Here is an 18,365-nt window from a genome sequence, read left to right on the forward strand (position 1 = left end):
CGGCCGTCGCGCCGGGTTCCGGTTCGGTTACTCGTCGGCGGGCGCGTCCTCGACCCAGACCGTCTTCGTGTTGACGAACTCTCGAATCCCGTGTCGGGAGAGTTCCGTCCCGTAGCCCGAATCTTTCGTCCCGCTGAAGGGGACTCGCGGGTCCGACGCGACGATGTGGTTGACGGCGACGTTACCCGCGGTGAGCTTCGTCGTGAGCGCCTCGCCGCGTTCGGCGTCGGCCGTCCAGACGCTCGCGCCGAGGCCGTAGGGCGTGTCGTTCGCCACGCGAATCGCCTCCGTCTCGTCTTCGACTTCGATGACGGTGGCGACGGGGCCGAACAGTTCCTCGGTCCTCGCGGGCGCGTCGTCGGGCACGTCGGTCAGCACCGTCGGCGGGTAGTAGTGGCCGGGTCGGTCGAGCGGTTCGCCGCCGAGTCGGAGCGTCGCGCCGGCCTCGACGGACGCCGTGACCTGCTCGTGGAGCGTCTCCATGAGGTCCGCCCGCGCCTGTGGCCCCACGTCAGTTCCGGGGTCCGTCGGGTCGCCGACGGTCAGCGCGCGCATCTCCTCGGTGAAGCGTTCGACGAACTCGTCGTAGACTCCCTCGTGGACGAGAAAGCGCTTCGCGGCGATACACGACTGGCCGTTGTTCTGCGTTCGCGCCCGCGCGGCCTGCTTCGCGGTCGCTTCGAGCGGCGCGTCGTCGAGGACGATGAACGGGTCGCTCCCGCCGAGTTCGAGCACCGTCGGCTTGAGTTCGCGGCCGCTCGTCTCCGCGACGGCCCGTCCAGCGCGGGTGCTTCCGGTCAGACTCACGCCCCGAACCCGGTCGTCTTCGATGACGCCGGCGACGCGCTCGGCGGGAATCTGCAGCGAGGTGAACACGTCGTCGGGATAGCCCGCCCGCTCGAAGACGGTGGCGATGGCGTCGGCACAGCCGAAGACGTTCGGCGCGTGCTTGAGCACGGCGACGTTGCCGGCGGTGATGTGCGGGGCCGCGAACCGGAACACCTGCCAGAACGGGAAGTTCCACGGCATCACCGCGAGCACCGGGCCGATGGGCTCGTAGGAGACGTACGTCTTCGACCCCGGCACGGTGCCGATGTGCTCGTCCTGCAGGAACTCCGAGGCGTGTTCGGCGTAGTAGTCGCAGACCCACGCGCACTTTTCGACCTCGGAGACCGCCTGCTCTATGGGCTTGCCCATCTCTTCTGTCATCAGGCTCGCGTACTCCTCGCTGTGCTCGCGCAGCACGTCGGCCGCGGACGCGAGCAACTTCTCGCGCCGCGAAATCGGGGTCTCGCGCCACGATTCGAACCGGTCCCACGCGGCGTCCAAGCGCGCGTCGACCGTCGCCTCGTCGTGTTCCTCGTGCGTCTCGATGACTTCCTCGGTTGCGGGGTTGATGGATTTCATGGTCGGCTCTCGGGAGCGCGGCGGTCGCTCGCGACTCCCGCTTGCCCCGACTGTCGTCCCAGATGTTGATAAATGTTCCAGTAGAGTGAGATTATTTGGACTGTGTTCAACGCGCCATCGGTGGCGAACGGAGTCGAGTACGAGGTATCCAGCCACGTTCGAGTTCCGTGTGACCGTTTTGCGACCGAAGATGATGGCTAAATTTGGACTTTGTCCTACACAGTATAATTTATTAGGATTCAGTTTAGAGCTTGTGTTCATGAGAGAACGGACGACGAACTCGTCGGTCGAGGCGGCGTACGACGACTACCTCATGCCGATTTGGAAATCGCTGAACGTCCCGGTCGAACGGGCGTCCGGTTGCACCCTCGAGGACTTCGACGGCAACGAGTACCTCGACGTGTTCTCCGGCATCTCGGTGACGAACGTCGGACACAACAACGAGGCCGTCGTCGAGGCCGCGACCGAGCAGTTGGAGGAGTTCGTCCACGGCTGTTCGTACGTCCACCCCAACCGGCCGGTAGCCGACCTCGCCGAGACCATCGCCGAGGTGACGCCGGGCGACCTCCAGAAGTCCTTCTTCTGTAACTCCGGCACCGAGGCGGTCGAGGGGGCCATCAAGCTCGCCCGGAAGTACACCGGCTCCAAGGAGGTCATCTCGCTGGAGATGGGCTTCCACGGCCGCACCCTCGGAAGCCTCGCGCTCACCGGCAACAGGGCCTACAAGCAGGACATGGCCCCGACGATTAACGACGTGGCTCACACCGCGCCGCCGTACGCTTACCGCTGTCCCCGCTGCGACGGCGACACCTGCGGCGCGGACTGCGCTGACGCGCTCGAACGGGTCATCGGCTCGCACACCAGCGGCGACCTCGCGGCGGTCGTCGTCGAACCCGTCATGGGCGAGGCCGGCATCGTCGTCCCCTCGGAGGCGTGGCTCAAGCGCGTCCGGGACATCGCCCACGACCACGGCGCGCTCCTCATCGCCGACGAGGTCCAGACCGGCTACGGCCGCACCGGCGAACTGTTCGCCAGCGAGCACTTCGGCGTCGAACCGGACATCCTGACGCAGGCGAAGGGCATCGCCAACGGCCTGCCCCTCGGCGCGTTCACGGCCCCCGCGGAAATCGCCGACGCGTTCGGCTCCGGCGACCACCTCTCGACGTTCGGCGGCAACCCCGTCGCCTGCGCGGCCGCACTGGCGACTATTGAGGAACTGCAGAACGGTATCATCGACAACGCCCGCGAGAACGGCGAGTGGCTCTCGGCCGAACTCGCCACGCTCGAATCAGACTACGACGTGGTCGGTGAGGCCCGCGGCCTCGGACTGATGCAGGGAATCGAACTCGTCGACCCGGGGACGACCGGCCCGCAGCACGTCGCCCCCACGCCCGACAAGGAACTCGCGGCCGCGGTCGGCGAGCACCTCCGCGAGGAGTCCAACGTCGTCATGGGCGTCGGCGGCTACTACAAGAACGTCATGCGCTTCCAGCCGCCGCTGACGATTTCGCAGGCGCAACTCGGCGAGGCCGTCGACGCGCTCCGAGTCGCGCTGGACGACCTGGCCTGAACAGGAGTCCTCCTTACCGCGAACTCGACCGATTCAGGGGCGGTCCAGCTCTTTGTCCCACGCCTTCCACGTCTTCAGAAGCGGGATGATGGTGTAGTCGTCGACGATTTCCTCGCCGTCAAAGAGGTCCCAGATGTACTCCTTCAGCGCGTTCAGGTCGGTGTGCCACGCGCTGAAGACGAGGTCGTACTCGCCGAGACAGGAACTCGTGTTGTAGACGAGTCCCTCGTCGATGAGCATCGTGATGAACTCGGTCCGCACGTCGGAAGAGACGTGCTGATTGAACGAGACGAGCACCTGCGCGTCGGCGAGGTCGGCCTCCTGGAGGACGATGACCGCGAGGATTTCGAGCACGTCGCTCTCCTGAAGCTTCTCGCGGCGGCGACGAACCGCGGTCCGGGAGAGACCGACGCGCTCGGCGAGCTCCGTGTCTGAGATGCGGCCGTTCTCGTTGAGCGCGCGGAATATCTCGTAGTCGTGCTCGTCGAGGTAGTTTTCGAGGACCGCCTCCGGCGTGTTCGGGTCGGACGGGGCGTCGGCGGACGTGAGGTCGGGGTTTTCCATGGTCGGATGTATTCGGGGGTTCGATTTGAAACTGCTGGTGGCGTAAACGAATCAAAACGACACGTGAGTTGTGCCGAATTGGCTAGTCAACGCGTCGGGGCGGGGTGGTGGTACGAGTTGGTTCGGTCGCGGGACGCCGCGCGAAACGCGGCGTCGAGGGCGATTCAGCGGTTAGGACGGCGGTGGGACCGCGGCGACCGCGGCGTCACCATCCCGTCTCGTCCCGCGAAAGCGGGTCGTAGGGGATGTCGTAGCCGAACGCTTCGGGGCCGATGACGTCGAGCGCCTCGGGCGTCGTGAGCAGTTCGGGCGCGGGCACGCCGAGGACGCGGACGCGCTGGCCGTACCGTAGCGCGTCGGTCATGACCGGCGCGCCGGTGTCGGTGTCGACGAGGCAGATGAGGTCGGGGACGGTCGTGAGAAGCTCGCCGTCGTCGTCCCGCGCGACGAGGAACTCGTTTTGGAACTCGATTTCGAGGGTCGCGTCCTCGTCCAACCCGGTGAGGGTGACGCTCCCGAGGGCGAAACCGTCGCGGTTGCGACGGTGTACGTCCACGATTTTGCCGGCGAACAGCTCCTCGCCGCCGAGGAGTTCGCGGCCGGCGTCGACGGGGTCGGTGCCGGCGTCGCGGGCGCGTTCGACCGCCCGCCCGAGTTCGGTGGCGAGCGAGACGGTGTGGGGGACCGCGTACTCCGAGACGAACTCGCCGGTCATGAGCGGGAAGGCGTAGCCCGAGCGGCCGCCCATCTGGACGGTGATGGCCCGCGCGAGGTCTTCGAGGCGCTTGGCCGAGTCGATGTCCCGGTAGACGACCTGATTGCCGCGCTCGTCGGTCGTCGCCGCGTAGTTCACGGGCGTGCCGTAGATGAAGAACGTGTCCATCTGCAGCTCGGGGAACGCCCGACCCATGCCGTCGGCGTCGACCACGGGGAGGTCGGTCATCGCCGCCACGCACAGCGGGGCCATGCTGTTCGCGCCGCCGATTTCGCCGGGGATGAGCGCGTCGACCGTCTCGCCGGAGAGCTCCTCGATGGCCCGAAGCGACTGCACCTCCTCGTCGCCGCCGGCGAACTTCTCGACGCTGATGGTGGGCGCGCCCATCCCGCCGACGCTCGCCACGGTGGCGTCGGCCGGCAGGTCCCGCGGGTCGACCAGTTCGACCGAGTCGGGGTAGGCGTCGTCTTCGAGGAGCGTCTGGAGTCGCAGGCGGCCGAGGCGGGGGTTGCCGCCCCCGCCGGTGCCGAGGATGCCCGCGCCGGTGCCGAGCGCCTCGAGGTCGTCGAGCGTTATCTCCGTCAGGTGTGGGATGTCGAAACTCATGGGTGGTCCGCGAGTGGTTCGTAGGTCGCTTCGAGGCCGAACGACGCCGGCCCCCACACGTCGAGCGCGGCGGGCGTCCGCATTATCTCGGGCGTCCGGATGCCGAGCACGCGGACCCGCGCCCCGTACCGGAGGCTCTCGGTCGGAATCGGACCGCCCGTCTCGCGGTCGAGGACGGTGATGAGGTCGGGGACGGTCGCCACGTAGCTCCCGTCGACCGCCGCGCCGAGGTTCTCGTTTTGGAACTCGATGCGCATCGTCGAGCCCTCGTCGCCGTCGAGGCCGTCGATATCGACGTGGCCGAAGACGAACCCGCGTTCGGTGCGGCGCTGGACGTCCACGATTTTCCCCTCGAACAGCGACCGCGCCTCGCCGTAAATCGACTCGCGGGTCACCTCGCGGATGGCGCTCATCGCGTCGTCCTCGGCGAGTCGGAGCGCGCGGCCGAGGTTCTTCGCGAGCGACATCGTGCCGGGGATGGCGGTCTCCTTGATCTGCGTCCCGGTCATCGGGTAGTCCGAGACGTAGGCGACGCCGCCCATCCTGACGGTGACGCCGCGGGCCAGCCACTCCAACTGGTCGTTGTCCTCGGTCTCGATGAGGCAGGTGCTCCCCTGCTCGTCGCTGACGGCCGCGGGCGTCCCGCTGACGCCGTAGATGTTGAACGTCTCGTGTTGGAGTTCGGGGAAGGCGCGTCCCATGCCGTCGGCGTCCACCACGGGAAGCCCGCGGCGGGCCGCGACGGCGAAGGGGAACGTCGAGTTGATGCCGCCGCACTCGATCGGCATCGTCGCGTCGGCGGTCTTCCCGAGTTCGCGCTCGATTCGCTCCATCGAAGTGACGGCTTCCCGCCCGCTGGGGAGCTTCTCGACCGAGACGGTCGGTGCGCCCATCTGGGCGGTCGGGATGACGAAGTCGTCCGCGTCCAGTTTGTCCGGGGGAAGAAGTTCGACGGGGCCGAACTCCTCGATGGCCTGCTTCGCCACGAGCTTGCCGACGTGGGGGTCGCCCCCGCCGCCGGTCCCGAGGACGGTCGCGCCGAGCGCGATGTCCTCTATCTCCTCGACGCCGATTTCGACCGTCATCAGTGGTCGAGCGCCCCGGCGGCCTTCACCTTGATTCGCACCGCGTTGCCGGGCAGGTACGAAAGCGGGACCTCCTCCACGTCGACGATGTCAACGCTTTCGGGGTCCGCACCGGCCGCAAGCGCGTTGTCGGTGGCTTCGTCTTTCGCGTGCTGGATGGCCTCCTCGCGGTCCATCTCGTCGAGGCTGTAGATGCGGTCGACCTCGCCGGAGACCTGCGCGATGGCGACGCCGACGGCGTTCGCGACCTCGTAGTGGTCGGGCTTGTGGACCTCGCTCGCGCCCGCGATGTCGTCGGGGACGAGGATGCTCCCGCCGCCGACGATGACCACGGGGACCGGCTCGGCGCTCGTCTTCATTCGGTCGACCTCGCGCTCGACGCGCTCTCTGACGTACTCGCGGGCGGCCTCGACGATTTCACCGTCGACGTCCGGCGTCTCGGAGCCGATGTCGATGGTGCCCGCGGCGACTTCGAGGTCGGTCGCGGTCAGCGTCTCCCCGCCGAAACACTTCGCCTCCTCGGTCAGCTTGTAGCCGACGCTCTGGGGGCCGACGGTGACGCCGCCGTCGGTCGAGACGATGGAGCCGCCGCCGATACCGATGGCGATGATGTCGGGCATGCGGAAGTTGGTCTTCACCTCGCCGATTTCGACGGCGACGCTGCTCTCGCGGGGGAAGCCCTCGGTGACCGCGCCCACGTCGGTGGTCGTGCCGCCGACGTCGACGATGATGCCGTTTTCGACCGCCGAAAGGTACGCCGCGCCGCGAACCGAGTTCGAGGGGCCGCTGGCGACCGTGAAGATGGGGTAGCGGATGGCGTAGTCGACGCTCATCAGCGTCCCGTCGTTCTGGCCGAAGTAGAGGTTCGCGTCGATGCCGCGTTCGTCCATCGCGTCGACGAAGGCGTTCGCGGCCTCCGAGGCGACGCTGGTGAGCGCGGCGTTGAGCGCCGTCGCGTTCTCGCGTTCGAGCAGGCCGACGCTCCCGATTTCGTTCGAGACGGAGATGGGCACGTCGTCGCCGACCTCCTCGCGGATGAGTTCGGCGACCCGCGTCTCGTGGTCGTCGCGGACGGGCGAGAAGACGCTCGTCACGGCGAAGGCGTCCACGTCGGCGAACTCGCGAACCTGCGCTCTGACCTGCTCCTCGTCGAGGTCGTTGAGGAGTCGGCCGTCGAACTCGTGGCCGCCGTCGAGGATGGCGACGTTGTTGCCGATTGCCTCGGCGAGGTCGTCGGGCCACTCGAGGAGCGGGCGGATGCTCTGGGTCGCGGGCGCGCCGATGCGGATGACGCCGACCTCGTTGAGGCCGCGGCGCTCCGTGATGGCGTTCGTCGCGTGGGTGGTGCCGAGCATCACGTAGTCGAGTTCGTCCTCGGAGACGCCGCTGTCGTCGAGGACCACGTCGAGGGCGTTGAGGATGCCCGACGTGATGTCTTCCGTGGTGGGGGTCTTCGTCTTCGCGAGGAGGTTGTCGTCGCCGTCCATGACGACGGCGTCCGTGTTGGTGCCGCCGACGTCGATTCCGATTCGGTAGTCAGTCATGTTTGGGTTGCTGGAGAGTTTCGATTGGTTCGTAGTCGATGCTGTAGTCGAAGTACCCCGGCCCGACGAGGTCGAGTCCCTCGTCGGTTCGCCACTTCGGCGAACACGGCATCCCGATGACCCGCACCCGGTGGCCGTAGGCGAGTCGCTCGGTGGTGACGGGGTCGCCCGTCTCGGCGTCCAGGACGGTAATCAGGTCGGGGGTGCTCGCCACGACGCCGCGCTCCGAGTCGCGGGCGACGAGGTTCTCGTTCTGGAAGTCGAGGGTGAACGTCCGGCCCTCGCAGTCGTCGATGCCGTCGAGGGTCGCCTCGCCGACCGCGAAGCCGCCTTCGGTTCGGCGCTCCACGTCGGTTATCTTCCCCGCGAACAGCTCGTAGCCGTCGGTGAGGTCGAGAACCGCCTCGACGGGGTCCTGCGAGCGGTGCTTGGCGGTGCGAATCGACTCGCCGATGTCGTGGGCGAGGGACATCGAGTCGAGAATCGCGTGCTCGCGGACCTCCGAGCCGGAGAGCGCGTAGGTGCCTATCATGCACGCGCCGCCCATCTCGATGCTCGTCACGCGGGCGAACGCCTCGGCGTACTCGTTGCTGACGGTGTTCACGAGAAGCGAGTTGCCCTTCTCGTCGGCGATGCTCATCGGGGTGGCGCTGACGCCGCCCATCGTGAGCGTCACCATCTGCACCTCGGGAAACGCCCGGCCCATGCCGTCGGCGTCCACGAGGGGGAGTCCGAGCGCGGCGGCGACGGCGATGGGGACGGTGCTGTTCAGCCCGCCCGCCTCGATGCTCATCGTCGCGTAGGCCTCCTGTCCGAGGTGCGTTTCGAGCGCCTCGAAGGCGGAAAGCGCCTCGGTTCCCTTCGGCATCTTCTCGACCATCACGGTCGGCGCGCCGAGCATCGCGCTCGGGATGACGAGCGCGTCGTCGGGCACGTCGCGCGGGTCGATGAGGTCGACGGGACCGTGCTCTTCGATTGCCTGCTGTGCCATCAGCTTCCCGATGTAGGGGTCGCCCCCGCCGCCGGTCCCGAGGACGGTCGCGCCGGTGGCGAAGTCGTCGATGTTGTCTGTGGTTATCTTCATGGTTCGTGGGTGTTCGATGCGACTGTCTCGTCGGCGACCGCCGCGACGGCCACCTCGGGCACGTCGTCGAACGCGTCGGCGTACGCCTCGTCGTAGATGTGACACCGGACGCTGGGGCCGGCGTCGACCGCGACGAACTGCGGTTCGTCGGTCGAACACGCGTCCGTCGCGTAGGGACACCGCGTGTGGAACCGACAGCCCGCGGGCACGTCCCGCGGGCTCGGAATTTCGCCCCGGAGCGGTTCGTGCCGCGGCTTGTACGCCTCTTCCTCGTCGGTCGTGACGGGAATCGCGGAGAGAAGCGCCCGCGAGTAGGGGTGTCGCGGCCGCTGGAAGACCTCCTCCGTGGGGCCGCGTTCCTGAATCTCGCCGAGGTACATCACGGCCGTCTCGTCGGCGAAGTTGCGGACCAACGAGAGGTCGTGGGTGATAAAGAGGTAGGTGAGTCCGAACTCCTCTTGGAGGTCTTCGAGGAGCGCGATAATCTTCGCCTGCACGCTCACGTCGAGGGCGCTCGTCGGCTCGTCGAGCAAGAGCAGTTCCGGCTCGACCGCGAGCGCGCGGGCGATGTTCACCCGCTGTTTCTGGCCGCCGGAGAGTTCGTGGGGGTACTTGTTCCAGTACTCGTCGTTCAACTCGACGCGTTCGAGCAGGTCGACCACGCGCTCCCGGAGGTCGGACTTCGCCACGCCGCGGGCCTTCAGCGGGACCGCGAGCGACTTGCCGATGGTCCGCCGTGGGTTCAGACTCGACGTGGGGTCCTGAAACACCATCTGGACGCGCGACCGGAGGCGAGCCAGTTGCTCGTCGGTCGCGTTCGTGATGTCCTCGCCGTCGAACCTGACGGTCCCGCCGGTCGCGCCGGTCAGACCGATAATCGTCCGCGCGACGGTGCTCTTTCCGGACCCGGACTCGCCGATGAGCGCGAGGGTTTCGCCGCGCTCGATGTCGAACGAGACGCCGTCGACCGCCTTCACGTAGTCTGACGTGCGCTTGATGATGCCGCTTTTGACGGGGAAGTACTTCTCGAGGTCGTCGACTTCGAGCAGGGGTTCGGACACGTCAGTCACCCCCCGTCTGCTTGCCCGGTCGCCGGGTCATGTGACTCCGGGTCTCTTCGACGGTCGGCCGCTCGGACGCCGGGACGGCCTCGTCGTAGAGGACGCACTCGACGCCGGTCTGCGGGCCGCGCTCGTACATCTCCGGGCGGGCCTGCTCGCACTCGGCGGTGGCGTAGGGACACCGCGGCGCGAACCGACAGCCCGGCGGCGGGTCGAGGTACTCGGGAATCGAGCCGTCGATACCGGTCGCCATCTCGTCGCCCGTCAGGCGCGGAATGGACGCGATGAGCCCCTGCGTGTAGGGGTGTTTCGGATTTTCGAACAGCTCGTCTGTCGGCGCGGTTTCGACGATGCGGCCGCCGTACATGACGTACACGCGGTCGCTCACCTGTCGGGCGACGCCGAGGTTGTGGGTGATCATCAGGACGCTCAGGTCGTGGTTCTCGATGAGGTCCTTCAGCAGGTCGAGAATCTGGTCGTGAATCGTCACGTCCAGCGCGGTGCCGATCTCGTCGGCGATGAGCAGGTCCGGCTCGTTCAGCAGGGCCTGCGCGATGAGCGCGCGCTGGCGCATCCCGCCGGACAGCTGCGACGGGTACGAGTCCATGATGTTCTCGGGGTCCGGCATCTGGACCTCGCGGAGCATCTCCAAGACGCGCTCGCGCGCCTCATCGCGCTCGCTGCTGAAGCGGCGGCGGAAGAACTCCACGACGCCCGTGTCGCTGTCGCCGCCGAACTGCGCGGTGTCGGTGAGCTGTTCCCCGATGGTGAACGTCGGGTTCAGACTCGACATCGGGTCCTGGAAGACGAGGCTCATCCGCTGGCCCTTGACGCGCTCGAACTCGCGGTCCGAAAGCGACAGCAGCTCCGTCCCGTCGAACGTGATTTCGCCGTTCACGCGGGCGGGCGGCTGGTTGAGCAGGCGGAGGATGGACTTCATCGTCACCGACTTACCGCAGCCGGTCTCGCCGGCGATGGTCACGACCTCGCCCTTGCCGATAGAGAGGTTGACGCCGTCGATGACCTCCGCGAAGCCGTCGAACGACTCGAAGCCGACTTCGAGGTTCTCGACGGTCAAAAGCGGGTTCTCGGCGACCGGCTCGTCGAGTTTCATCGGTTCACCTCCACGTCGAAGAGGTCACGCAGCCCGTCGCCGAGCATGTTGAACCCCATCACGAGGACGAAGATGGCGAGCCCGGCGAAGACGCTCACCCACCACGAATCGGGCAGGTAGGACGTTCCTTGGCTGACCATCGTGCCGAGCCCGGGCTGGGGCGGCTGGACGCCGACGCCGATGAACGACAGGCCCGCGCCGATGAGGATGACGAAGCCCGCGTCGAGGGTCACCTTGACCAGAATCGGCGACAGCGTGTTCGGGAGAATCTCCCGGAAGAGGATGTGCGGCGTGCTCGCGCCGGCGAGCTTCGCGGCCTGCACGTACTCCTCGCCGCGCTCGCTGGCGACGATGCTCTGGACGAGGCGGGCGTGCCACGTCCACCACAGCGCCGCGATGGCTATCATCGCGTTCGTCAGCGTCGGCTCTAAGGCCGAGGTGATTGCCAACGCCATCACGAGCGGCGGTAAGGCGAGCGCCGTGTCGGTCGCCCGCATGATAATCGTCTCAGTCCAGCCGCCGTAGTAGCCGGCGACGAGGCCGAGCAGCACGCCCACGGGGACGCCGAAGCCGAGGACGACGCCCACGAGCATGAGCGACAGTCGGTAGCCGAAGAGGATGCGCGAGAGCACGTCGCGGCCGACGTGGTCGGTCCCCAGCGGGTGGTCGAGGCTCGGCGGCTGGAGCGTGTTCGAGAAGTCGGTGAACTTCCCGGCGTGTTCGGGGTACGGCGCGACGACGGGTGCGAAGACGGCGAGCAAGATGATGGCGATGATGATTCCGAGACCGATGACGCTCATCGGCCTGCTCGTAAAGCGCTTCCACGACCGCTGCCAGAGTTCGCGGCGCTCGGCCGAGACGAACCGGTCGAGGACGCCCGCGGACTCGGCGCTCATGTCGCCTCCTCCATCGCCAGTCTGATGCGGGGGTCAACGCGACCCAAGAGCACGTCGACGAGGAAGTTGATGCTCACGAACGCGACCCCGATGGTCATCGTGACGCCGACGACGGCGTTGAAGTCGTTGTTCAGCACCGCGGTGACGCCGTAGGACGCGAGGCCGGGCCACGAGTAGACGAGTTCGATGAGGAACGCGTTCCCCAGAAGCGAGGCGTACAGCAGCCCCAGAATCGTGAGCGTCGGAATGAACGCGTTCTTGAGCGTGTACTTGTACGTGACGAGCCACGAGGGGAGGCCGAAGCCGCGTTCGGCCTCGACGTAGTCCTGGTCTTTCACGTCAATCATGCTCGACCGGGTGATGCGCATCACCTGTCCGATGCCGGCGAGCGAGAGCGCGAGCGCCGGGAGGATGATGTGCGCCCACGCGTCGACGTGGGCCGCGAGGTTCCCGGACAGCAGGGTGTCCACGAGCAGGAAGCCCGTGAACCGCGAGACGCCCGAGCCGAACTCCGAGCCGAGCCGCCCCGTGATGGGGAGCCACTCGAGGAGGTAGCCGAACAGCAGCTGGAACATGATTGCGATGAAGAAGCCGGGCACGCTCACGCTGAAGAACGCGACGAGTCGCGTCGCGTTGTCGGTGAGTCCGTCTTTGTTCTGCGCGGCGACGACGCCGAGCGGAATTCCGATGACGACGGTGAGGAACATCGACACCGTGATGAGTTCGAGCGTCGCCGGCAGGTAGTAGACGATGTCGGTGCTGACCGCGCGCTTGGTCTCGAGACTCGTCCCGAGGTCGCCGACGAGCAGCCCCCGCATGTAGTCGAGGTACTGCAGGGGAATCGGCTTGTTCAGTCCCATCTCGGCGGCGAGCGCCTGCACCTGTTCTTCCGACGCGAGCGCGCCGAGGGCCATCCGCGCGGGGTTCCCGGGGAGCACTCGTGACGTGGTGAAGATGATTATCGACAGGCCGATGAGACTCACGAGGATGCCCGCGAGCCGGCGCACGAGGTACTGCCAGTACTTCATTCTTGGTAGAAGTCGGGGAACCAGTAGTCGAAACTCATCGACGGCCGGAACGTGTAGCCCTTCACGTCGTCCGCGAAGGCGTGTTTCTTCGACTGGACGAAGATGAACAGGGCGGGGAACTGGTTCGCGATGCGCTCTTGGACTTCGGCGTACAGTTCGGCGCGGGCGTCGGCGTCGACCGTCGAGCGCGCCTCGTCGATGAGGGAGTCGACCGCCTCGTCTTCGAGGTGTTCCATGCTCATCCACGTCGAGGCGGCTTCAGAGTGGTACTGGTTGTAGAACACCGTGTCCGGCGAGGGATACACCGGGCCGTAGAACACCTGGTTGATGTGCGGCGTCCCCTCGACGCTCGTCGCGAGCTCGGTCATCGTCCCCCACGTCTGGGGGTTCAACTCGACGTTGATGCCGATTTCGTCCATGTTCTGCTGGAAGAGCAGGCCCATCTTCTCTTCGAGGCCGTAGTCCTTTACGTAGGTGTTCTGGACGGTGATGTCGCCCTCCTCGTAGCCGGCGTCGGCGAGAATCTGCCGCGCCTTCTCGGGGTCGTAGGTCGGCTGGACGATGTCGTCGTTGTGGACGCCGAACGAGGTCGGGAGCGGCCCCTGCGCGGGGAGCGACCCCGGCGCGATTTCGTTGCGCGCCGTCTCGTAGTCGAAGCCGTAGGCCATCGCCTCGCGGACGGCGGGGTCGTCGGTCGGGGCCTTCTGGGTGTTGATTTTGAAGTAGAACGTCGTCACCGTCGGGACCGACTCGACGCGGATGTCGTCTTCGGCCGCGAGGGCCTCGTAGGTCTCCTCGCTTTGGTACTGGCTCGACATGTCGAGTTCGCCCGTCTTCATCAGCGAGCGAACCGTCGGGTCGTTGGTGATGATCTGGACGACGACGTTGTCGTACGCGCCGTCTTTGAACGAGCCCCAGTAGTCGGCGTAGCGGCTGAACGAAATCTGCGCCTGCCGCTCGAAGCCCGCGAGCTCGTACGGGCCGGAGCCGGCGTCGTTGTCGTTGAGGAACGACTGGGCGTAGTCGCCGCGGTCGCCGAAGTCGCCGTCCTCGGCGTTGTCGAGGACCTGCTGTTTGTCGACGACGAACAGTAACACGAGCGTCGCGAGGAACGGCGAGTGGACGCGGTCGAGCGTGAACGACACGGTCCGCTCGTCCTCGACGGTCACGTTCTCCTTCGAGAGCACGTTCCCGAGCAGCGACGAGTAACCCTGGTTGATATCGAGGAACCGCTCGGCAGAGAACTGCACGTCCTCCGCCGTGACGGGGTTGCCGCTGTGGAACGTCGCGCCCTCGCGGAGCGTGAACGTGTAGGTCTGGTTGTCGTCCGAGACGGTCCAGTCCTCGGCGAGGTGTCCCTGTAGGTTCCCCTCCGTGTCGGGGAACACGAGCGGGTCGTAGAGGTTGACCAGCGCGAGCACCTGCGTGTAGTCCGTCCCCTTCGCGGGGTCGACCGTCCCGAAGCGCTGGGTCGCGCTCATGCGGAGCGTCGAACTTCCGGAGTCGCCGCCGGACGACGTCTCCGTCTCCGTCCCCTCGCCGTCGCCGCCCGAGGCCGTCGTCTGCTCTTCACCGTTGTAGCTCTCACCGCCGCCGGAACAGCCGGCGAGACCGGCGATGCCGGCCGTCCCGAGGACCTTGAGGAAGTTCCGACGACTCGCCGCGTCTCCGAACCGAGCGCGGATTGACTCCGATTTCGACCCCACCTGCGACCGCGTCTGTGTGATGTCTTTTCTCGACATACGTTACTCATTCTCACAGAGTTGCAATGGCACATAAAGATACCGTATAGTAACCTAAAACAATATTCTCGGTTCAAAGTGGAATGCTGTATGAACAATATGGAACAACGTGGTTGTGTGTCTTCTAGCACACCACTCGGTTTGCAGTGGTAATCGACCGACGCCGCCCTCCTCTACGGAACCACGTCCTGTCGCGGGTAACGACCGGGGTCGGTTTCTCCGCCGTCGACTGCTCTCTCACGCGCGCATCCGCGACTCATCCTTTGTCTCCGCGACGAGTCGCGATTCCCGGGGATACCGTTATCGGTTGGTTCTCCACGAAGATTTATCAAAATAGTATATAAAAATTCTAGTTGATATTTCTAAACGAGATATACCTAAACTAGAACAATTCCTCGAAAAACAGTACATTTAGAATCTATATCCGACTAAATATGGACAAAATTGTTCAATTAGGGTATATATTCGAGCAAAGTATTATAAAATATATTCTTCTCGGAAACTCAATATGACATCTCGAACGTTGCTTACTCAACCTATCAAAATAATTTATACTTCTTCTCGGATTCTGTTCTGTGCCAAGTCCGTAATTCGGACAGTGCTGTGTCGCTTCCGTTGGACAACGTCCCTCTCTATCTTGTTTCTAAAATTGGAATTGCAATTGACAAAACGGGGCCTCACGATCGGGCGACCGACTCCGAGCCCGTCGGACGACGTTTAAGTCCCCGTGGAAAGAACGACCACTCGATGGCATGGGAGTTCGAGCGAGTCGCGGGTCCGTTCCGGGCGACTGAGGGCCCGATTTGGACCGGCGACGCGGTTCGATTCACGGAGATAACGGAGCATCGGGTCCTCGAATACGACCCCGAGACGGGGGAGACCGGCGTCTACATCGACTCGACCGCCGGCGCGGTCGGGCTTCACGAGGGCCTCGACGGCGAGCTGTACGCCTGTGAGGCCGAGGGCCACCGCATCGCCGCGCTCACCCCGGACGAGCCCGCGTCGGTCGTCGTCGACGAGTTCGAGGGGACGCCGCTCAGCGGGCCGAACGACCTCGAAATCGACCGAGACGGCGACGTCTGGTTCACCGACCCCGACGACAAGGACCGGGGGTTGCTCGGCCACACCTCCGTCTTCCGGGCCGAGCGAGCGGACCCGAGAGACGACTGGCGACTCGTCCAGCTCACCGACGAGATGGACCGGCCGAACGGCATCCTCCTCTCGCCGGACGAGACGCGACTGTACGTCGCGGAATGCACCTACGGCCCGGACCAAGAGACGGACCTGCGAGCCTACCCGATTCGGGACGACGGGTCGCTCGGCCCCCGCGAGATACTGCACGACTTCGGCGACCACCGCGGCATCGACGGCATGACGCTCACGGAGTCGGGCGAAATCGTCGCCTGCGCCGGGTGGGAAAAGGGCGGACCGGGTCCGTCGATTTACGTCTTCTCCCCGTCGGGCGAGGTGCTGGAACGCCACCCGTTCCCCGAGAACCGCCCGACGAACTGCACGCTCGGCGGGCCGGACGGCTCGACGCTCTACGTCGCGGACATGACGGGGTGCCTCTACGCGGCCGAGACCGACCGCTCGGCGTACGTCCGCTTCTGACCGAAAAGGGACCGTGAGGACAGATACGCTGGATTGGGTGTCGTCGGAACCGAACCCGAACTCGGCGACTCCGACGCGGGCGTCTCAGCGGAGCGGTTCGAACGCCTCGAGCCCCGCCTGGGACGCTTCCATGTCCTCGGACACCGCGCCGCCGCTCGCGCCGACCGCGCCGACGACGACGCCGTCGTGTTCGACCGGGAACCCGCCGCCGAAGACGACGACGCGACCGTTGTCGGTGGTGTGGAGGCCGTACACGTCGCCGCCGGGTTCGGCTCCTTCCTTCAGTTCGTGGGTCGGCTTCTTGACCGCGGCCGCGGTGTAGGCCTTGTTCTGTGCGATGTTGCTCGCGACGAGCTTCGCGCCGTCCATCCGGCGGAACCCGAGGAGGTTCCCCTCGCTGTTCGTCACCGCGAGGTTCAGCGGGACGCCGAGTTCTTCGGCTTTCTCCTCCGCCGCGTCGAGAATCGTCTTGGCTTCGGCTAGCGTTAGCTCTTGAACCATCGACTCGACCGTCGACCGCTCGGGAGAAAAAACCACCGTTCACGGGGAGAACGGCCGTCTTAGCGGACATAGCCGGCGATACGGCTATCCGAACCGAATCGAACGCCGCGCGCTCGACTGCGCGTTTTCGCGTTCGTCTGTCGTTGTCGCGTCGGCTTGAACGTACGGGTTACCGCGGGAGGGCGTTCCCCGACCGCTCGAACGACTCCACGTCGCCGGCGTCGGCGGCGTCGATGAGGTCGTTGTTCACGAACAGGCGTTCGCCGTCCGTGTTCGAAAGCGAGAGGAACGTCCCCGTCCCCGCTGCCGCCCGGGAGTTCCGAACCGTGATGTCCGTCGTATCGACGAGCGAAATCGCCGCCGCGTCGTCGTCGCGGTGGGCCTGTCGGCCGACGAAGCCGTCGACGAGCAGGCCGTCCACGTCCTCGCAGGCCAGCCCGCTCCGGTAGTAGTCTGGCAGGTCGTCGCTGTCGTCCCACTCGACGGTCACGTCGCGCATCGTCACGTCGCGGGCGTTCTCGACGTGGACGCCGGCGATGTCGTTGGCGAAGATGGGCGTGACGACCGAACTCGGCTGGAGGTCGAAGTTGCCGCCCACCTCGTCGGCGTGCTCGCTCCCGGTGAGTTCGATGCGGACGTTGTCGAACTCCACGGTCTCGATGTCGGAGTCCTCGGAGCCGTAGACGAGCGCCCCGTTCTCGCTGCGCGCGACGATGTTCGAAAAGCGCACGTTCCGAATCCCGCCGAGGTCGGTGTCGTCGTCCCGCGGGACCGACGTGACGTAGATGGGTTCGCCCTTGCCCCACCACGGGCCGGGGAGCATGTTGGAGTTGACGACGATGTCGGTGAAAAGCACGTTCTCGACGACGCCCGAGTCGCGGTGCTGGATGCCGAGGCCGCGGTTCGACTCCTGGACGACGATGTTCTGGAACAGGCAGTCGCGAATCGTGTCGTCGGTGCCCGAGCCGAACTTGATTGCGCAGGCGCTCGACCGGAGCGTGCAGTTCGTCACGACGATGCCCTCGCAGGTCACCGGCTCGTCGGGTCGCGCGCCGAAGGTGATGCTGTCGTCGCACGACTGGATGGTGCAGTCGGAGATGTGGACGTTCTTCGTGTCGCCGAGCGCGATGCCGTCGCAGTTCGGGATGAGCAGGTGGTTGAGGATGTCGACCCCGCGGATGTCGACCTCCTCGGTCCCGTGGAACGACAGCGTCCACGCGGGCATGTCGCGGATGGTCACGTCGCGGATGCGGACGTTCGTACAGTTGTTGAACCGGAACATCGGACCGGGGCGGAAGTCGGGCTTCGCGACGGGCCAGCCCTCGGTCCCCTTCGTCCGCGAGAGGTAGGCGTCGCCCTGTCGCGCCTCGTGGGGGCCGTTCGAGATGAGCGGGTGCGACGCGCTCTCGTTGGAGTGGCCCTGAATGGGCGTGTCCATCCGCATGAACTCGGTTCCGAGGCCGTCGAACTCGCCCTCGCCGGCGATGGTGACGTTCTCGACGTCCTCGGCGAGGAAGAAGATGCGCTCGTTGTCGGGGCCGATGAACTTGTCCGTGTACTCGGCTTCGTCCTTCGCGGGGCTGACGACCGCGCCGGCCTCCAGATAGAGCGTCACGTTACTTCGGAGATGGACGGTTCCGACGGTGTACGTCCCGCTGGGGACGGTGACGGTTCCGCCGCCGGACTCCGAGCAGTCGTCGATGGCCGTCTGGAACGCCTCGGTCTGGAGGTCGTCGGTCGAGTCGGCGTAGGCTGTCACGTCGAAGGCACTCGCTGCGGGTGGCATGTACCCGTACCGTCGCGGTGGCCTATCTTTATACTACTGGTGGTCGGAGTT

Annotated in this window: 15 protein-coding genes; 2 read left to right on the forward strand and 13 right to left on the reverse strand. The window is 66.0% G+C overall.

Translation table 11 applies throughout. From position 1 onward, the window contains the following. Positions 1-27 precede the first annotated feature (27 nt). On the reverse strand, positions 28-1,407 hold the full coding sequence (locus ABY42_RS15750; protein ID WP_050460070.1) for an NAD-dependent succinate-semialdehyde dehydrogenase: 1,380 nt from the start codon (positions 1,405-1,407) through the stop codon (positions 28-30). A gap of 259 nt (positions 1,408-1,666) precedes the next feature. Here ABY42_RS15750 and ABY42_RS15755 point away from each other — a divergent pair, with 259 nt between their 5' ends. Further along, positions 1,667-2,977 carry an aspartate aminotransferase family protein gene (locus tag ABY42_RS15755; RefSeq protein ID WP_050460071.1) on the forward strand — a complete coding sequence of 437 codons (1,311 nt, stop codon included), beginning with the start codon at positions 1,667-1,669 and terminating at the stop codon, positions 2,975-2,977. Positions 2,978-3,010: 33 nt separating this feature from the next. Here ABY42_RS15755 and ABY42_RS15760 read toward each other — a convergent pair whose 3' ends face one another. The 10 genes from ABY42_RS15760 to ABY42_RS15805 all read right to left on the reverse strand — a co-directional run bounded on the left by ABY42_RS15760 (position 3,011) and on the right by ABY42_RS15805 (position 14,416). After that, positions 3,011-3,541: an Lrp/AsnC family transcriptional regulator gene (locus tag ABY42_RS15760; RefSeq protein WP_004972105.1), complete on the reverse strand. Its 531-nt coding sequence runs from the start codon at positions 3,539-3,541 to the stop codon at positions 3,011-3,013. 205 nt (positions 3,542-3,746) lie between these two features. After that, on the reverse strand, positions 3,747-4,862 hold the full coding sequence (locus ABY42_RS15765) for a DUF917 domain-containing protein (RefSeq protein ID WP_050460072.1): 1,116 nt from the start codon (positions 4,860-4,862) through the stop codon (positions 3,747-3,749). Further along, complete coding sequence (locus tag ABY42_RS15770) at positions 4,859-5,947, reverse strand: DUF917 domain-containing protein (protein ID WP_050460073.1); 1,089 nt, start codon at positions 5,945-5,947, stop codon at positions 4,859-4,861. Before ABY42_RS15770 ends, ABY42_RS15765 begins: the two co-directional genes overlap by 4 nt. After that, complete coding sequence (locus ABY42_RS15775; RefSeq protein WP_050460074.1) at positions 5,947-7,491, reverse strand: hydantoinase/oxoprolinase N-terminal domain-containing protein; 1,545 nt, start codon at positions 7,489-7,491, stop codon at positions 5,947-5,949. The genes ABY42_RS15770 and ABY42_RS15775 overlap by 1 nt, the downstream gene beginning before the upstream one ends. After that, positions 7,484-8,575, reverse strand: a complete 1,092-nt coding sequence (locus tag ABY42_RS15780) for a DUF917 domain-containing protein (RefSeq protein ID WP_004972097.1) — start codon at positions 8,573-8,575, stop codon at positions 7,484-7,486. The genes ABY42_RS15775 and ABY42_RS15780 overlap by 8 nt, the downstream gene beginning before the upstream one ends. Then, positions 8,572-9,645: an ABC transporter ATP-binding protein gene (locus ABY42_RS15785; protein WP_004972095.1), complete on the reverse strand. Its 1,074-nt coding sequence runs from the start codon at positions 9,643-9,645 to the stop codon at positions 8,572-8,574. Before ABY42_RS15785 ends, ABY42_RS15780 begins: the two co-directional genes overlap by 4 nt. Continuing rightward, positions 9,638-10,750, reverse strand: a complete 1,113-nt coding sequence (locus ABY42_RS15790) for an ABC transporter ATP-binding protein (RefSeq protein ID WP_050460075.1) — start codon at positions 10,748-10,750, stop codon at positions 9,638-9,640. The genes ABY42_RS15785 and ABY42_RS15790 overlap by 8 nt, the downstream gene beginning before the upstream one ends. Next, positions 10,747-11,646, reverse strand: a complete 900-nt coding sequence (locus ABY42_RS15795) for an ABC transporter permease (protein WP_004972091.1) — start codon at positions 11,644-11,646, stop codon at positions 10,747-10,749. The genes ABY42_RS15790 and ABY42_RS15795 overlap by 4 nt, the downstream gene beginning before the upstream one ends. Further along, positions 11,643-12,674, reverse strand: coding sequence for an ABC transporter permease (locus ABY42_RS15800; RefSeq protein ID WP_004972089.1), 1,032 nt, complete (start codon positions 12,672-12,674; stop codon positions 11,643-11,645). The genes ABY42_RS15795 and ABY42_RS15800 overlap by 4 nt, the downstream gene beginning before the upstream one ends. Beyond that, entirely contained in the window at positions 12,671-14,416 is a 1,746-nt protein-coding gene (locus tag ABY42_RS15805) for an ABC transporter substrate-binding protein (protein ID WP_004972087.1), read from the reverse strand. Before ABY42_RS15805 ends, ABY42_RS15800 begins: the two co-directional genes overlap by 4 nt. Positions 14,417-15,163: 747 nt before the next feature. On the opposite strand from ABY42_RS15805, the gene ABY42_RS15810 reads away from it, so the two are divergent. Beyond that, complete coding sequence (locus ABY42_RS15810) at positions 15,164-16,027, forward strand: SMP-30/gluconolactonase/LRE family protein (protein ID WP_050460076.1); 864 nt, start codon at positions 15,164-15,166, stop codon at positions 16,025-16,027. A gap of 84 nt (positions 16,028-16,111) precedes the next feature. Here the strand turns inward: ABY42_RS15810 and ABY42_RS15815 are convergent, their stop codons facing one another. Continuing rightward, positions 16,112-16,528, reverse strand: a complete 417-nt coding sequence (locus ABY42_RS15815; protein ID WP_004972082.1) for a GlcG/HbpS family heme-binding protein — start codon at positions 16,526-16,528, stop codon at positions 16,112-16,114. 169 nt (positions 16,529-16,697) lie between these two features. Next, on the reverse strand, positions 16,698-18,314 hold the full coding sequence (locus ABY42_RS15820; RefSeq protein ID WP_331458232.1) for a glycosyl hydrolase family 28 protein: 1,617 nt from the start codon (positions 18,312-18,314) through the stop codon (positions 16,698-16,700). Positions 18,315-18,365: the final 51 nt, after the last annotated feature.

Source organism: Haloferax gibbonsii, from assembly GCF_001190965.1.
In the GTDB taxonomy this organism is placed as follows: domain Archaea; phylum Halobacteriota; class Halobacteria; order Halobacteriales; family Haloferacaceae; genus Haloferax; species Haloferax gibbonsii.

Coding starts and splice junctions, on each gene's coding strand:
- ABY42_RS15760 (WP_004972105.1), bottom strand. CDS start 3,541: ATGGAAAACCCCGACCTCACGTCCGCCGACGCCCCGTCCGACCCGAAC.
- ABY42_RS15765 (WP_050460072.1), bottom strand. CDS start 4,862: ATGAGTTTCGACATCCCACACCTGACGGAGATAACGCTCGACGACCTC.
- ABY42_RS15755 (WP_050460071.1), top strand. CDS start 1,667: ATGAGAGAACGGACGACGAACTCGTCGGTCGAGGCGGCGTACGACGAC.
- ABY42_RS15820 (WP_331458232.1), bottom strand. CDS start 18,314: ATGCCACCCGCAGCGAGTGCCTTCGACGTGACAGCCTACGCCGACTCG.
- ABY42_RS15815 (WP_004972082.1), bottom strand. CDS start 16,528: ATGGTTCAAGAGCTAACGCTAGCCGAAGCCAAGACGATTCTCGACGCG.
- ABY42_RS15770 (WP_050460073.1), bottom strand. CDS start 5,947: ATGACGGTCGAAATCGGCGTCGAGGAGATAGAGGACATCGCGCTCGGC.
- ABY42_RS15790 (WP_050460075.1), bottom strand. CDS start 10,750: ATGAAACTCGACGAGCCGGTCGCCGAGAACCCGCTTTTGACCGTCGAG.
- ABY42_RS15810 (WP_050460076.1), top strand. CDS start 15,164: ATGGCATGGGAGTTCGAGCGAGTCGCGGGTCCGTTCCGGGCGACTGAG.
- ABY42_RS15780 (WP_004972097.1), bottom strand. CDS start 8,575: ATGAAGATAACCACAGACAACATCGACGACTTCGCCACCGGCGCGACC.
- ABY42_RS15795 (WP_004972091.1), bottom strand. CDS start 11,646: ATGAGCGCCGAGTCCGCGGGCGTCCTCGACCGGTTCGTCTCGGCCGAG.
- ABY42_RS15750 (WP_050460070.1), bottom strand. CDS start 1,407: ATGAAATCCATCAACCCCGCAACCGAGGAAGTCATCGAGACGCACGAG.
- ABY42_RS15775 (WP_050460074.1), bottom strand. CDS start 7,491: ATGACTGACTACCGAATCGGAATCGACGTCGGCGGCACCAACACGGAC.
- ABY42_RS15800 (WP_004972089.1), bottom strand. CDS start 12,674: ATGAAGTACTGGCAGTACCTCGTGCGCCGGCTCGCGGGCATCCTCGTG.
- ABY42_RS15805 (WP_004972087.1), bottom strand. CDS start 14,416: ATGTCGAGAAAAGACATCACACAGACGCGGTCGCAGGTGGGGTCGAAA.